Raw genomic sequence first — 14,765 nt, forward strand, 5'->3', positions numbered from 1 at the left:
AACGATCTTGCTTGCAAGATCGACGCTGAGAAATCGGTACACGTCTTCGGACGGTGTGATTTCGAAGCATAAATGAGATTTTAATCTCGTCAGATTCAAAATGAGCTAATCGCTCTTTTCAATACTTTATTGGAGAGTTTGATCCTGGCTCAGGACGAACGCTGGCGGCATGCCTAATACATGCAAGTCGAGCGGACTTGATGAGAAGCTTGCTTCTCAGATGGTTAGCGGCGGACGGGTGAGTAACACGTAGGCAACCTGCCCTCAAGTTTGGGACAACTACCGGAAACGGTAGCTAATACCGAATAGTTGTTTTCTTCGCCTGAAGAGAACTGGAAAGACGGAGCAATCTGTCACTTGGGGATGGGCCTGCGGCGCATTAGCTAGTTGGTGGGGTAACGGCTCACCAAGGCGACGATGCGTAGCCGACCTGAGAGGGTGATCGGCCACACTGGGACTGAGACACGGCCCAGACTCCTACGGGAGGCAGCAGTAGGGAATCTTCCGCAATGGGCGAAAGCCTGACGGAGCAATGCCGCGTGAGTGATGAAGGTTTTCGGATCGTAAAGCTCTGTTGCCAGGGAAGAACGCTTGGGAGAGTAACTGCTCTCAAGGTGACGGTACCTGAGAAGAAAGCCCCGGCTAACTACGTGCCAGCAGCCGCGGTAATACGTAGGGGGCAAGCGTTGTCCGGAATTATTGGGCGTAAAGCGCGCGCAGGCGGTCATTTAAGTCTGGTGTTTAATCCCGGGGCTCAACCCCGGATCGCACTGGAAACTGGGTGACTTGAGTGCAGAAGAGGAGAGTGGAATTCCACGTGTAGCGGTGAAATGCGTAGATATGTGGAGGAACACCAGTGGCGAAGGCGACTCTCTGGGCTGTAACTGACGCTGAGGCGCGAAAGCGTGGGGAGCAAACAGGATTAGATACCCTGGTAGTCCACGCCGTAAACGATGAGTGCTAGGTGTTAGGGGTTTCGATACCCTTGGTGCCGAAGTTAACACATTAAGCACTCCGCCTGGGGAGTACGGTCGCAAGACTGAAACTCAAAGGAATTGACGGGGACCCGCACAAGCAGTGGAGTATGTGGTTTAATTCGAAGCAACGCGAAGAACCTTACCAGGTCTTGACATCCCTCTGACCGGTACAGAGATGTACCTTTCCTTCGGGACAGAGGAGACAGGTGGTGCATGGTTGTCGTCAGCTCGTGTCGTGAGATGTTGGGTTAAGTCCCGCAACGAGCGCAACCCTTGATCTTAGTTGCCAGCATTTCGGATGGGCACTCTAAGGTGACTGCCGGTGACAAACCGGAGGAAGGTGGGGATGACGTCAAATCATCATGCCCCTTATGACCTGGGCTACACACGTACTACAATGGCCGGTACAACGGGCTGTGAAGCCGCGAGGTGGAACGAATCCTAAAAAGCCGGTCTCAGTTCGGATTGCAGGCTGCAACTCGCCTGCATGAAGTCGGAATTGCTAGTAATCGCGGATCAGCATGCCGCGGTGAATACGTTCCCGGGTCTTGTACACACCGCCCGTCACACCACGAGAGTTTATAACACCCGAAGTCGGTGGGGTAACCGCAAGGAGCCAGCCGCCGAAGGTGGGATAGATGATTGGGGTGAAGTCGTAACAAGGTAGCCGTATCGGAAGGTGCGGCTGGATCACCTCCTTTCTATGGAGAATCGTTTCCCGCGTGGAAACATTCAAATACAAAATCTAGCCAGGTCGGCTAGTTACTCACTCGTTGCTCAGTTTTGAGAGCTCAAACTCTCAAACGTTTGGTGGCGATAGCGAAGGGGTTCCACACGTTCCCATCCCGAACACGACCGTTAAGCCCTTCAGCGTCGATGGTACTTGGACCGCAGGGTCCTGGGAGAGTAGAACGCCGCCAAGCGTAAACCCTTATGGGTTTCAATATGATATATAATGTGGGCCCTTAGCTCAGTTGGTTAGAGCGCACCTCTGATAAGGGTGAGGCCGGTGGTTCGAGTCCACCAGGGCCCACCATGTATACCTTAAAATCTAATATGGGGCCATAGCTCAGCTGGGAGAGCGCCTGCCTTGCAAGCAGGAGGTCAGCGGTTCGATCCCGCTTGGCTCCACCAACAAGATTTTACAAGCTTGTTCTTTGAAAACTAGATATCGAAACGAAAAATGCGAATTAGAACATTCCTTTTTAGCTGAACTTGTGTTAAACAAGTTTCAATAAATAGTGAAGACTGCATTGCGATGGTATCGAATGAGAGCGACTTTTGGCTTTGCGTAAGCAAAACAAGGGAAGCGAACAGTCGAAACCGGAGCAATTATGGTTAAGCTACTAAGAGCACACGGAGGATGCCTAGGCGCTAGGAGCCGATGAAGGACGTGGCGAACAACGAAACTGCCTCGGGGAGCTGTAAGCAAGCTTTGATCCGGGGGTGTCCGAATGGGGAAACCCAGCTGGGGTAATTTCCAGTTACACCTAACTGAATACATAGGTTAGTGTGAGGCATACCAGGGGAACTGAAACATCTAAGTACCCTGAGGAAGAGAAAACAATAGTGATTCCGTCAGTAGCGGCGAGCGAACGCGGAGAAGCCCAAACCAGAGAGCTTGCTCTCTGGGGTTGTGGGACGTCTCACATGGAGTTACAAAGGAGCCGGTTAAACGAAGAGGTCTGGAAAGGCCCGCCAAAGAAGGTAAAAGCCCTGTAATTGAAAGTCTGCTCTCTCCGAGACGGATCCCGAGTAGTGCGGGGCACGTGAAACCCCGTATGAATCCGGCAGGACCATCTGCCAAGGCTAAATACTTCCTAGCGACCGATAGTGAAGCAGTACCGTGAGGGAAAGGTGAAAAGCACCCCGGAAGGGGAGTGAAATAGAACCTGAAACCGTGTGCTTACAAAAAGTCAGAGCCCGTTTTAGGGGTGATGGCGTGCCTTTTGTAGAATGAACCGGCGAGTTACGTTCCCGTGCAAGGTTAAGGTGAAGAGCCGGAGCCGCAGCGAAAGCGAGTCTGAATAGGGCGACATAGTACGTGGACGTAGACCCGAAACCGGGTGATCTACCCCTGTCCAGGGTGAAGGTGCGGTAACACGCACTGGAGGCCCGAACCCACGCACGTTGAAAAGTGCGGGGATGAGGTGGGGGTAGCGGAGAAATTCCAATCGAACTCGGAGATAGCTGGTTCTCCCCGAAATAGCTTTAGGGCTAGCCTCGGAAAACAGAGTCGTGGAGGTAGAGCACTGATTGGGTGCGGGGCCCGCAAGGGTTACCAAGCTCAGTCAAACTCCGAATGCCATAGACTTACTTCCGGGAGTCAGACAGTGAGTGCTAAGATCCATTGTCAAAAGGGAAACAGCCCAGACCATCAGCTAAGGTCCCCAAGTGTGTGTTAAGTGGGAAAGGATGTGGAGTTGCACAGACAACCAGGATGTTGGCTTAGAAGCAGCCACCATTGAAAGAGTGCGTAATAGCTCACTGGTCGAGTGACTCTGCGCCGAAAATGTAACGGGGCTAAACACACCACCGAAGCTATGGCTTGATGCTTGCATCAGGGGTAGGGGAGCGTTGTATAAGGGTTGAAGGTGTACCGTAAGGAGCGCTGGACATTATACAAGTGAGAATGCCGGTATGAGTAACGAAAAGATCAGTGAGAATCTGATCCGCCGAAAGCCTAAGGGTTCCTGAGGAAGGCTCGTCCGCTCAGGGTAAGTCGGGACCTAAGGCGAGGCCGAAAGGCGTAGTCGAAGGACAACAGGTCGAAATTCCTGTACCACCGTAAGCCGTTATGAGCAATGGGGGGACGCAGCAGGGTAGTGACGCGGACTGATGGATGTCCGTCTAAGCAGTGAGGCTGATGTGTAGGCAAATCCGCACATCGTAAGGCTGGACTGTGATGGGGAGCGAAAATTATAGTAGCGAAGGTCATGATCTCACACTGCCAAGAAAAGCCTCTAGCCAGGTGATGGTGCCCGTACCGCAAACCGACACAGGTAGGCGAGAAGAGAATTCTAAGGCGCGCGGAAGAACTCTCGTTAAGGAACTCGGCAAAATGACCCCGTAACTTCGGGAGAAGGGGTGCCCCGGTAGTGTGAATAGCACGAGGGGGCCGCAGTGAAAAGGCCCAAGCGACTGTTTAGCAAAAACACAGGTCTGTGCGAAGCCGTAAGGCGAAGTATACGGGCTGACGCCTGCCCGGTGCTGGAAGGTTAAGGGGAGCGGTTAGGAGCAATCCGAAGCTGTGAACCGAAGCCCCAGTAAACGGCGGCCGTAACTATAACGGTCCTAAGGTAGCGAAATTCCTTGTCAGGTAAATTCTGACCCGCACGAATGGCGTAACGACTTGGGCGCTGTCTCAACGAGAGATCCGGTGAAATTTTAATACCTGTGAAGATGCAGGTTACCCGCGACAAGACGGAAAGACCCCATGGAGCTTTACTGCAGCTTGATATTGAATTTGGGTACGATCTGTACAGGATAGGTGGGAGCCTTTGAAGCGTGAGCGCCAGCTTGCGTGGAGGCACCGTTGGGATACCACCCTGATCGTATCTAGGTTCTAACCTGGTACCGTAATCCGGTGCGGGGACAGTGTCAGGTGGGCAGTTTGACTGGGGCGGTCGCCTCCTAAAGAGTAACGGAGGCGCCCAAAGGTTCCCTCAGAATGGTTGGAAATCATTCGAAGAGTGCAAAGGCATAAGGGAGCTTGACTGCGAGACCTACAAGTCGAGCAGGGACGAAAGTCGGGCTTAGTGATCCGGTGGTACCGCATGGAAGGGCCATCGCTCAACGGATAAAAGCTACCCTGGGGATAACAGGCTTATCTCCCCCAAGAGTCCACATCGACGGGGAGGTTTGGCACCTCGATGTCGGCTCATCGCATCCTGGGGCTGAAGTAGGTCCCAAGGGTTGGGCTGTTCGCCCATTAAAGCGGTACGCGAGCTGGGTTCAGAACGTCGTGAGACAGTTCGGTCCCTATCTGTCGTGGGCGTAGGAAATTTGAGAGGAGCTGTCCTTAGTACGAGAGGACCGGGATGGACGTACCGCTGGTGTACCAGTTGTTCCGCCAGGAGCACCGCTGGGTAGCTATGTACGGAAGGGATAAGCGCTGAAAGCATCTAAGCGTGAAGCCCCCCTCAAGATGAGATTTCCCAGTATGTAAGACCCCTTGAAGACGACGAGGTAGATAGGCTGGGGGTGGAAGTGCAGCAATGCATGGAGCTGACCAGTACTAATCGGTCGAGGGCTTATCCAAGTTGCAGGTTGTAATCGCAGGTTTCGTTTCGGATCTAGTTTTCAGGGAGCAATCCTTGTAAGCATTGTTCATGATTGTCTATTTGGAGAGATACCCAAGTGGCTATAAGGGGACCCTCTGCTAAGGGGTTAGACTGCGTAAGCGGTGCGAGGGTTCGAATCCCTCTCTCTCCGCCATCTTTACCTTAAGATGGACAAGCAATCAAGATCAATTATATGAATATGGCGGTGTAGCTCAGCTGGCTAGAGCGTACGGTTCATACCCGTGAGGTCGGGGGTTCGATCCCCTCCGCCGCTACCATATTACCCAGGAGGCTTAGCTCAGCTGGGAGAGCATCTGCCTTACAAGCAGAGGGTCGGGGGTTCGATCCCCTCAGCCTCCACCATATACGCCGGTGTAGCTCAACTGGTAGAGCAACTGACTTGTAATCAGTAGGTTGGGGGTTCAAGTCCTCTCGCCGGCACCATTAATGCCTGGAACCGTGGTGTAGTTGGCCTAACATGCCTGCCTGTCACGCAGGAGATCGCGGGTTCGAATCCCGTCGGTTCCGCCATTAATCCAATAATTAAATAAGGCTCGGTAGCTCAGTCGGTAGAGCAGAGGACTGAAAATCCTCGTGTCGGCGGTTCGATTCCGTCCCGAGCCACCATGTAATCCTGGAGGATTAGCGAAGTGGCCAAACGCATCAGACTGTAAATCTGCTCCCGTACGGGTTCGGTGGTTCGAATCCATCATCCTCCACCAGTTTTACGAGTCATTAGCTCAGTTGGTAGAGCACCTGACTTTTAATCAGGGTGTCGAAGGTTCGAGCCCTTCATGACTCATCTTTTTGAAAAGAGTGATTGATCATTAATTTGATTGATCACTTTTTTTGTTGTGAAAAAATGAATTGTGATCTTAAGTGCATTGATAGCTGAGGGCAAAATTGATTTACTTTGAATGATTTTTTAAGAGTAAGTAGTGAGAATATCATAGGAGCTAACCCATAGTGGGAACGAAAAAGGCGATGCTCCTCAAGATATGATAAAATAATAGAAAAAAGCAGAGTGGTGGCGTTCATTATATGAAGCTCATACCTGATCTAAAACAACGAATCGAAGCAATTCTAGGTACTACATTACATGAATCCATGATGACTATAGAAGAATGGAATCGGTCTTCAACGAATTCAATTGATCGTAAAACAAATCCCTTCGCTCTTAATTCTGATACAACAGAGAATGATGGCCACATAGTTGATGATGTGAGAAGGGATGGTTTCGTAACAGAAGTGAGCAGTTGGCGGACAGAAGACCGTATATTTTTTAGAGTGGAAATGAATGAGCAAGAAGGAACTATTTTATATTGGGGGTGCTCAGTCGACTCTGTTACGCTGGAGGTACAGCGCCTGATTGAACTTCTCATTAGTAGTCACAAGGAGCCGCTAGATGAAGAGCAGCCTGTAACATATGAAAACGATAGAGAACAGCTGCTCACTGAATTGGGACAGTGGCTTCGACAACAGATCAAACACCCAGCCGAACAGAAATCCGTTCCTGAACATTTTGTATTGGCTGGTGAATTGAATACAGAGAAAATTCCATTTTTGTTGCAGTGTGAGACACCGGATGCCCATCGTATTCGTTCCAAGGAACTGAATAAGTTGCTCGAAAGCTACTTTGGTGAAGACATTATGCTGATTCCAGTTGGAGAGCAAGAATGGCTATTTCTCGGTGATGAACAGATTGTTACAGGTGAAGCTGAGGACGATACGACTGAAGCCAGAAAGGACTTACTAAATGCCTTTTGTCAGGGGCTATATGAGTTATTAGCCAGTGAGTGGGCGGGTGTATTCCATCTGTCTGCATCCCTGCCATGCATCCCAGCCGAACAGTTGTCGACCGTTACGGCTCTTCTTCAAGAAAGTATTCATTTGGGCAGGTCTTTCCATGTCGTACAACACATCCATCTCCCATGGAATCTACATCTTGAACGTTTGGTGGCGAGCATTCCGGACCAACAGCGTCTCCGTTTTATACAGGAAACGGGCAAGGGAACCATGTTGTTTAGTGATAGTGAGACACTCGCTACCCTGGAGACCTTTTTTAATCTGGATTGCAATGTCAGTGAGACGGCAAAGCGACTCTTCATTCATCGAAATACTTTGGTATATCGTCTGGATAAGATCAAACAAGAGATTGGATATGATGTGAGGAGCTTCGAAAGTGCTGTTCTGGTAAGGCTTTTACTGCTTATGTACAAAGTGACGAAAAAGCTCTGATATTTTTGTGCAGTTTGCGAATAGTCAAACATCACACAAATGGGTTAATATAAAACTACGAAATGTATTCGATTACAAAACGATCTCTGAGGAGGCAATAATCATGGCTGGTGTACGTTTAGAGCATATTTTCAAAAAATACCCGGGTTCTGATAAAGCAACAGTAGTTGATATTAACCTGGACATTAAAGATAAAGAATTTCTGGTACTGGTAGGTCCGTCCGGTTGTGGTAAATCAACAACACTGCGTATGATCGCAGGCCTTGAGGAAATTTCTGAAGGTAAACTCTATATCGGCGACCGTGTCGTGAATGATGTTGCTCCTAAAGACCGCGATATCGCGATGGTATTCCAATCCTATGCCTTGTATCCGCATATGAGCGTATATCAAAACATGGCGTTTGGTTTGAAATTGCGTAAAGTGAAAAAAGATGAGATCGACAAACGTGTACGTGAAGCAGCTAAAATCCTGGATATCGAGCATTTGCTTGAGCGTAAACCTAAGGCTTTGTCCGGTGGTCAACGTCAGCGTGTCGCTCTGGGACGTGCGATCGTCCGTGATCCACAAGTGTTCTTGATGGATGAGCCTCTCTCCAACTTGGATGCGAAACTGCGTGGTCAAATGCGTGCTGAGATCACTAAACTTGCGAAACGTTTGGAAACAACCGTTATCTACGTAACGCATGACCAAATCGAAGCAATGACAATGGGTGATCGGATCGTTGTTATGAAGGATGGTATCATCCAACAAGCAGCTTCTCCGGAAGAGCTTTACAACCACCCTGCTAACCTGTTCGTCGCTGGTTTCATCGGTTCCCCGACAATGAACTTTATCTCGGGTAAATTGGCTGAGCAAGGTGCTAGCCTGCATTTCGTAGCTCCTGGTGTGGACGTTGAAATCCCACAAGGTAAAGCACAAGTGCTGAAATCAAGAGGATACATTGGTAAAGAAGTAATTCTGGGTGTTCGTCCAGAAGACATTCACGAAGAGCCAGTATTCTTGGAAGCATCCCCGAACTCTGTATTCTCTACACACGTAGACGTAACAGAGAACCTGGGTCACGAAATGCTCCTCTACTTGAGCGGTGTAGGTAACGACACTACAATCGCACGTGTAGACGGACGTTCCAACACTCGTGATGGTTCCACAGTTAAAATGGCAATTGACATGAACAAAGTTCATATCTTTGACAAAGAGACTGAAGTAAACGTTCTTCTTCAAGACTAATAGCACTGAGATTCATCGGTAACGATGGAATCTGTCAGTTAACGCAATCATACATTGTAATCTGAGCCCCTTCCGTTATTGCTGGAAGGGGCTTTTTTGACTCATCGGTGAGTGAAGCCAAGATTGCATTCAGTCCGGAATTCATTTAAGATTATTTGAAGGTTAGATGCTGTAACAAACAACATGAATGCGCTATTAATGCAAATGGAATGACGCTAATGCTGATATACATAGAGGGCAGCGAATGCTGAAAGGAAGAGACAAATGGCGAAAAAAGTGAAGGTATCTGAATTGGTACAACAATTCCAGTTGGAGGTTGTTTCTGGATCTCACGGATTGAAGAGAATCATTACCGTAGACGATTTGAACCGTCCTGGCCTGGAAATGGCCGGTTATTTCGAATATCATCCTCAAGAACGGGTACAGCTGCTTGGTAGGACAGAGCTGGCCTTTTTTGCAATGCTGCCAGAAGATGAGCGCCGCGATCGGATGCAGCGCCTCTGCACGGAAGAAACGCCGTGTATCGTTGTAACCCGTGGACTTGAAGTACCACAAGAATTGATCGATATCAGTGAAGAGCAAGACCTGGCTGTACTTCGCAGTAACATGGCTACAACAATTCTATCCAGCCGGATTACTGGATTCCTGGAGAAGAAACTGGCGCCTACAGCAACGATTCATGGTGTACTTTGTGATGTGTACGGTGTAGGGATGTTGATTACAGGAAGCAGCGGCATTGGTAAAAGTGAAACCGCACTGGAGCTGGTGAAACGTGGTCACCGACTGATTGCCGATGATGCGGTAGAAATTCGCCAGACATCGGACTTTCAGCTGCATGGTACTGCACCGGAATTGATCCGTCACCTGCTGGAGATCCGTGGCGTCGGTATCATCAACGTCATGACATTGTTTGGAGCGGGTGCTGTTCGTAATAACAAACGGATTACACTGGTCGTACGTCTGGAAGCTTGGCAGCAGGATAAGCAATATGACCGCCTTGGTCTGGATGAAGAGACTACTCGTATCATTGATACCGATGTACCACTTGTTACGATCCCTGTCCGTCCGGGTCGGAACTTGGCTGTTATCATTGAGGTGGCGGGTATGAACTATCGTTTGAAACAGATGGGTCTTAATGCTGCACTGCAATTTACGAACAAGCTGACAGCAACCATCTCTGAAGATATGGAAGACATGGACTAAGAAGAATTGGAAGAATTCGATGTAGAATGAAGGGCCAATTGTTTACATGACTACTCCTTTCAGAAGGGTAGAGACATGTAGCAATTGGTCATGCGTTTGAATGAGTCAATTTATAGGAGTGTGAATGAATGGATACATTATTACTGTTGAATCCAATTGCGTTCTCCATCGGAGCGTTAAAGGTTCATTGGTACGGGCTTATTCTCGGTACGGCAGCACTTGTTGGTTTGCTGCTCGTCATTCGGGAAGGCAAACGGTACAACATTCCGCAGGAAGTGTTCATGGACATGGTTCTGCTTGGTGTGCCCTCTGCCATTATCGGTGCCCGGATATACTACGTGGCATTTCGATGGGATGATTATAAGGATAACTTTTGGGATGTCTTTAAAATATGGAATGGCGGCATCGCCATATACGGCGCACTGATTGGTGCAATCATATGTGCAGTTATTTTCTTCCGTCGTAAAGGGTATAATTTCTGGCGCATGGCTGATATATGTGCACCTGGACTTATCGTCGGGCAGATGATTGGGCGCTGGGGTAACTTTGTAAACCAGGAAGCCTATGGCGGTCCAGTGGAAGAATCATTTTTGAGGGACAAGCTTCATTTGCCAGACTTTATCGTCAATCAGATGAATGTGGAGGGTGTATTCCATCATCCTGCATTTTTGTATGAGTCGATGTGGAGTCTTGTTGGTTTAGTCCTATTGTTGGTACTGCGTCGGCAGAAGTTTCTGCGTGCTGGTGAGCTGTTCATGTCCTATTTCATCTGGTACTCCATTGGTCGTTTCTTTATCGAAGCGCTGCGTACCGATAGTCTGGGATTCCAGGCTCCGCAGTGGGTTGCATCACTGGTTAATGGATTATGGTCTCCGATGACAGCTATGGGCTTTGAGCAAGGTTATCTGGATCCAGCCTATGGTAATGTAAGAATCTCGCAACTGCTGGCTATTGCCATCATTATTGCTGCGGTAGTATTCATTGTCGTGAGAAGAATGACGGGCAAGGCAGTTGTGCGGTATAGCGATCCGATTGTATCCTCCAAAGTTCCTTTGGAATCATCAGATGATATGGTGAATACGGGTTCGGTTGCAGGTAAAGAAGACGCGGTAACTCCAGAGCCGGCCAAAGAGCAACCTAAGCAAGCTGAAGAGAAAAAGGAGTAATGCAGCATGATTAACACGGTTTTGTTTGATCTGGATGGAACGATTATTGATACCAATGAGCTGATAATCAGCTCTTTCCTTCACGTTATGGAGGATTTGCAGGTGTCCACACCGTGGACGAGGGAACAGATCATTCCTCATATGGGGGGGACACTGGAGAATCAGATGCGTACATTCTCAGGGAAAGAGGATGTTGCCGAGTATGTAAAAGGATATCGGGCATACAATGATGTGCATCACGATGCGATGGTGCAGCCATTTCCACACGTCATTGAGGTCATTGAAGCCCTTCATCAGGCAGGAATTGTGATGGGTGTGGTTACGACCAAGATTCGCCCGTCCACACTCAAGGTGCTGGAGCGTTTCGACTTGATGAAGTATATGAAATCGATAGTGACGGTTACCGATGTGACCCATCCCAAACCACATGCTGAACCTGTCTTGAAAGCGATCCAAGAGTTGGGTGCAGATCCTGCCAAAACATTGATGGTGGGTGACAGTCCGGTTGATATTCAATCGGCGCAGAACGCGGGAGCGTTGGCTGCAGGTGTGGCCTGGTCCCTTAAGGGAGAAGCCGTACTGAGCGAATATAAACCGGATTATATTTTGCACGACATGAAGGACTTGCTTACGCTTATTGAAACGGGACGTTCATGAGAAAGGTAACACGCTATCCAGTAGAAGGCCATAATGCACTTTGGCATATCTACAAGACAGTGAGTCCATGGAAAGGCGTGCGCAATTTCATCTGGATTCAGTTGTCACGGTACTGCCCGATTTTATCGGTCAAGAACTGGATCTATCGTCGCATGCTTGGCATGAAGGTTGGTAAACATACGGCATTTGGATTGATGGTGATGGTGGATGTATTCTTTCCAGAGAAAATTACGGTAGGCGAGAATTCCGTGATTGGTTACAACACCACGATCTTGGCTCACGAGTATCTCATTAAGGAGTACAGACTCGGTGAGGTAATTATCGGGGAGAATGTGCTGATCGGTGCCAATTCAACGATCTTGCCGGGTGTGACCATCGGAGATAATGCGGTGGTAGCCGCAGGATCGGTTGTTCATAAGGATGTTGCTCCGGGGGCCTTTGTTGGAGGGAATCCACTTCGTGATCTGTCTCGCTCGAATGCTTCAACGGAGGAGATTAGCGTAATGAGTGAACCATCTGTTCCGGAAACATTGGAGTAGGAGACTCATCATAAACACTCAAGAACAGGTGAAGACAAATATTGCGGGAAAGAGTCAAAGGACATATCGGAAACAGATCAAAGAAACATCTGAAAGAAGATTAACAAGGATACGGAAATTAACTTGAATGTGATCAGTCAAAGGACAAGCAATACGTTGAACGGGCTGGAATAAGGAAGCTGCTGATGGCAGCTTTTTTCGTATACAGATAAATAGTTTATTATTCAGCAATGGGATCAAAATGGAGAATCTGTGCCAAGTTCACTTAAGAGGTCGTATTGTTGACGATGGATAGTCATTCATGTTATCATATCCCATATCCTTTAGTTTGTTAGCACTTTACCATGTTAAAGAATTGAGATGGAAATGAAGTAAAAAGAAGCATAAATGATCACTGACTTAATACGTTCTGAGGGCTGCCTGGCAGCAACAATGAGAGATCGGTTACAAGATAGAATGGGGATTTACAATACATAAATCCTGTTTGAAATAGAACGTCTAACAATCTTAAATTACTGACTCGGGGTGAATAATACCAATGTCCAAACCAAAAGGCTTTGAAAAACCGACAGGTTTTCGTGACTACACACCACTTGTGGTGAGCAAGCTGCGAACCATTGAGCGGAATGTACTGGAATGCATGGAACGCTGGGGATACCGTCAAATCATTACGCCAACGATTGAATATTACGATACTGTAGGTGTTGCAAGCTCCACATCGGATCGCAAACTGTTTAAATTGCTGAACAGCCGGGGCACTACGCTTGTGTTAAGATCGGATCTGACGGCTCCGATTGCACGGGTGGTTTCTTCTTTGTTGAAAGACGAAGAACTACCGCTGCGTCTGTCCTATCATGCGAATGTGTTTCGTTCCATTGAAGAGGAAGCGGGACGTGAGGCAGAATTTTTTCAAACGGGTGTAGAGCTGGTTGGTGATGATTCACCAGAGGCAGATGCAGAAGTTGTAGCACTTGCGATTGCTTCTTTGCAGGCAGCGGGCGTATCTTCCTTTAAAATTGCGATGGGTCATATGGGATTCCTGAATGGGTTGCTGGAAGAGGTCATTCCAGGCCAAACCGTACAACAGGAGCAGCTGAAAGAAGGGTTGCTCGGACGTGATTATGTCGGCTATCGTCAATCCATTGAAGCATTGAATCTGGAGCCCAAACTAAAGGAGCAGCTTGAAGCCATTTTGCGTCTGCGTGGCGGTAAAGAAGTGTGCACCCATGCAACAGAGCTGAGCTCAAGTGCTGAAGCAGCGCAATCCATTGCACATTTGTGTGCTGTATTCGAAGTGTTGGAAGCGTACGGTGTGTCTGAACATGTGTTGATTGATCTGACGATGATTGGTGATTTCTCCTATTATACAGGCATGACGTTTGAAGGGTATGCAGCAGAACTTGGGTCCCCGGTATGCAGTGGCGGGCGATATGACAATCTGTTACAGCAGTTTGGTCGGTCATTACCAGCTACAGGATTTGCGCTCAAAACGAACCGGATTATCGATGGTGTTCACGGTATTACAATAGAAGAAAAGAAACCTGTGCGTATTCAATATACGTCGGAATGCCGAGCCGAGGCTCTAACGGAAGCGGCAAGACTCCGCAGTAGCGGGCACAATGTAGTCACGTTTCTCCTTCCTGAAGATGGAGCAGAGACGAGTACAACAAACGTTGGAGCTCTAACAGGCAACAAGTCGATACAGGCTGAGCAGGTTATCACGTTCGGACCTGAAAAAGGAGGGGAACGCTGAGATGTCAGATATTTTGAAGGTTGCGATGCCGAAGGGCCGAATCTACAAGAAAGCCTCCAAATTGTTCCGCGAAGCAGGGCTCGATATTCCCGTGGACGTGGACGATACGCGCAAGCTGGTCATTGAAGTACCGGAAGCCGGGATGGAGTTCATCATGGCGAAGCCGGTAGATGTCCCAACGTATGTAGAATACGGTGTAGCTGATATTGGCATTGTGGGCAAAGACGTACTGCTTGAGGAAAATCGGGATGTGTACGAATTGTTGAACTTGGGCATCGCACAGTGCCGCATGTCTGTTATTGGGCTACCGGACTGGACGCCTGGCATTCAACAGCGGGTAGCAACAAAGTACCCGAGAATCGCTTCCCAATATTTCCGCGAGCAGGGACAACAGGTAGAAGTGATCAAGCTGAATGGGTCCATCGAACTTGCACCGCTGATTGGTTTGGCTGATCGAATCGTCGATCTGGTGGAGACAGGACAGACGCTGCGCGAGAACGGACTCGTTGAGATGACGGGTATTCTGGATATCACGAGCCGCCTTATTGCCAACCGGGTAAGCTATCGGATGAAGAATGCACGGATTCAGGCGTTATGCGATGCTCTCCAACAGGTCATTCCAGCATCGGATGAAGTGTCGGCGGGAATTCTTAGGGGATAAATGCAGCGAACAAGATGGAATGGAAGTAACGAATGGACGTTTGATCATATAGCATAATCG

8 protein-coding genes, 10 tRNA genes and 3 rRNA genes are annotated in these 14,765 nt (G+C 48.6%); all 21 read left to right on the forward strand.

Translation table 11 applies throughout. The features are described from left to right. Positions 1-126 precede the first annotated feature (126 nt). The 21 genes from JNUCC31_RS15310 (at position 127) to hisG (ending at position 14,705) form a co-directional block, all read left to right on the forward strand. Positions 127-1,678, forward strand: a 16S ribosomal RNA gene (locus JNUCC31_RS15310). Between the two features lie 105 nt (positions 1,679-1,783). Next, positions 1,784-1,900: ribosomal RNA gene (gene rrf, locus JNUCC31_RS15315) — 5S ribosomal RNA — on the forward strand. A 36-nt stretch (positions 1,901-1,936) separates the two neighbouring features. Continuing rightward, positions 1,937-2,013: transfer RNA gene (locus JNUCC31_RS15320), tRNA-Ile, on the forward strand. A 22-nt stretch (positions 2,014-2,035) separates the two neighbouring features. Continuing rightward, positions 2,036-2,111: transfer RNA gene (locus JNUCC31_RS15325), tRNA-Ala, on the forward strand. 202 nt (positions 2,112-2,313) lie between these two features. Further along, positions 2,314-5,238 (forward strand): 23S ribosomal RNA (locus JNUCC31_RS15330). The 16S, 23S and 5S rRNA genes sit together here with 10 tRNA genes alongside, the layout of an rRNA operon. Positions 5,239-5,322: 84 nt before the next feature. Continuing rightward, positions 5,323-5,414: transfer RNA gene (locus tag JNUCC31_RS15335), tRNA-Ser, on the forward strand. A 47-nt stretch (positions 5,415-5,461) separates the two neighbouring features. Continuing rightward, positions 5,462-5,538: transfer RNA gene (locus tag JNUCC31_RS15340), tRNA-Met, on the forward strand. A 9-nt stretch (positions 5,539-5,547) separates the two neighbouring features. Then, positions 5,548-5,623: transfer RNA gene (locus JNUCC31_RS15345), tRNA-Val, on the forward strand. A gap of 5 nt (positions 5,624-5,628) precedes the next feature. After that, positions 5,629-5,704 (forward strand) — tRNA-Thr (locus tag JNUCC31_RS15350). A 9-nt stretch (positions 5,705-5,713) separates the two neighbouring features. Next, a tRNA-Asp gene (locus JNUCC31_RS15355) sits at positions 5,714-5,791 on the forward strand. Between the two features lie 20 nt (positions 5,792-5,811). Further along, a tRNA-Phe gene (locus JNUCC31_RS15360) sits at positions 5,812-5,887 on the forward strand. A gap of 9 nt (positions 5,888-5,896) precedes the next feature. Then, positions 5,897-5,982: transfer RNA gene (locus tag JNUCC31_RS15365), tRNA-Tyr, on the forward strand. A gap of 7 nt (positions 5,983-5,989) precedes the next feature. Further along, positions 5,990-6,062 (forward strand) — tRNA-Lys (locus JNUCC31_RS15370). Between the two features lie 491 nt (positions 6,063-6,553). Then, entirely contained in the window at positions 6,554-7,498 is a 945-nt protein-coding gene (locus JNUCC31_RS15375; RefSeq protein ID WP_192273038.1) for a PucR family transcriptional regulator, read from the forward strand. A gap of 103 nt (positions 7,499-7,601) precedes the next feature. Further along, entirely contained in the window at positions 7,602-8,726 is a 1,125-nt protein-coding gene (locus tag JNUCC31_RS15380) for an ABC transporter ATP-binding protein (RefSeq protein ID WP_113054201.1), read from the forward strand. A 264-nt stretch (positions 8,727-8,990) separates the two neighbouring features. Beyond that, positions 8,991-9,929 (forward strand): HPr(Ser) kinase/phosphatase, encoded by a 939-nt coding sequence (hprK, locus tag JNUCC31_RS15385; protein ID WP_192272351.1) that lies wholly within the window; start codon positions 8,991-8,993, stop codon positions 9,927-9,929. Between the two features lie 128 nt (positions 9,930-10,057). Then, positions 10,058-11,095, forward strand: coding sequence for a prolipoprotein diacylglyceryl transferase (gene lgt, locus JNUCC31_RS15390; protein WP_192272353.1), 1,038 nt, complete (start codon positions 10,058-10,060; stop codon positions 11,093-11,095). A gap of 6 nt (positions 11,096-11,101) precedes the next feature. Then, complete coding sequence (gene ppaX, locus JNUCC31_RS15395; protein ID WP_192272355.1) at positions 11,102-11,752, forward strand: pyrophosphatase PpaX; 651 nt, start codon at positions 11,102-11,104, stop codon at positions 11,750-11,752. Further along, positions 11,749-12,291 carry an acyltransferase gene (locus tag JNUCC31_RS15400; protein ID WP_192272357.1) on the forward strand — a complete coding sequence of 181 codons (543 nt, stop codon included), beginning with the start codon at positions 11,749-11,751 and terminating at the stop codon, positions 12,289-12,291. Before ppaX ends, JNUCC31_RS15400 begins: the two co-directional genes overlap by 4 nt. A 538-nt stretch (positions 12,292-12,829) precedes the next feature. Further along, the gene (locus JNUCC31_RS15405; protein ID WP_192272359.1) at positions 12,830-14,044 is read left to right on the forward strand and encodes an ATP phosphoribosyltransferase regulatory subunit; all 1,215 of its coding nucleotides are present in this window, start codon (positions 12,830-12,832) and stop codon (positions 14,042-14,044) included. A gap of 1 nt (position 14,045) precedes the next feature. Continuing rightward, positions 14,046-14,705 carry an ATP phosphoribosyltransferase gene (hisG, locus tag JNUCC31_RS15410; RefSeq protein ID WP_192272361.1) on the forward strand — a complete coding sequence of 220 codons (660 nt, stop codon included), beginning with the start codon at positions 14,046-14,048 and terminating at the stop codon, positions 14,703-14,705. Positions 14,706-14,765 lie beyond the last annotated feature (60 nt).

The sequence above is a fragment of the Paenibacillus sp. JNUCC-31 genome (genome assembly GCF_014844075.1).
Classification (GTDB): Bacteria; Bacillota; Bacilli; order Paenibacillales; family Paenibacillaceae; genus Paenibacillus.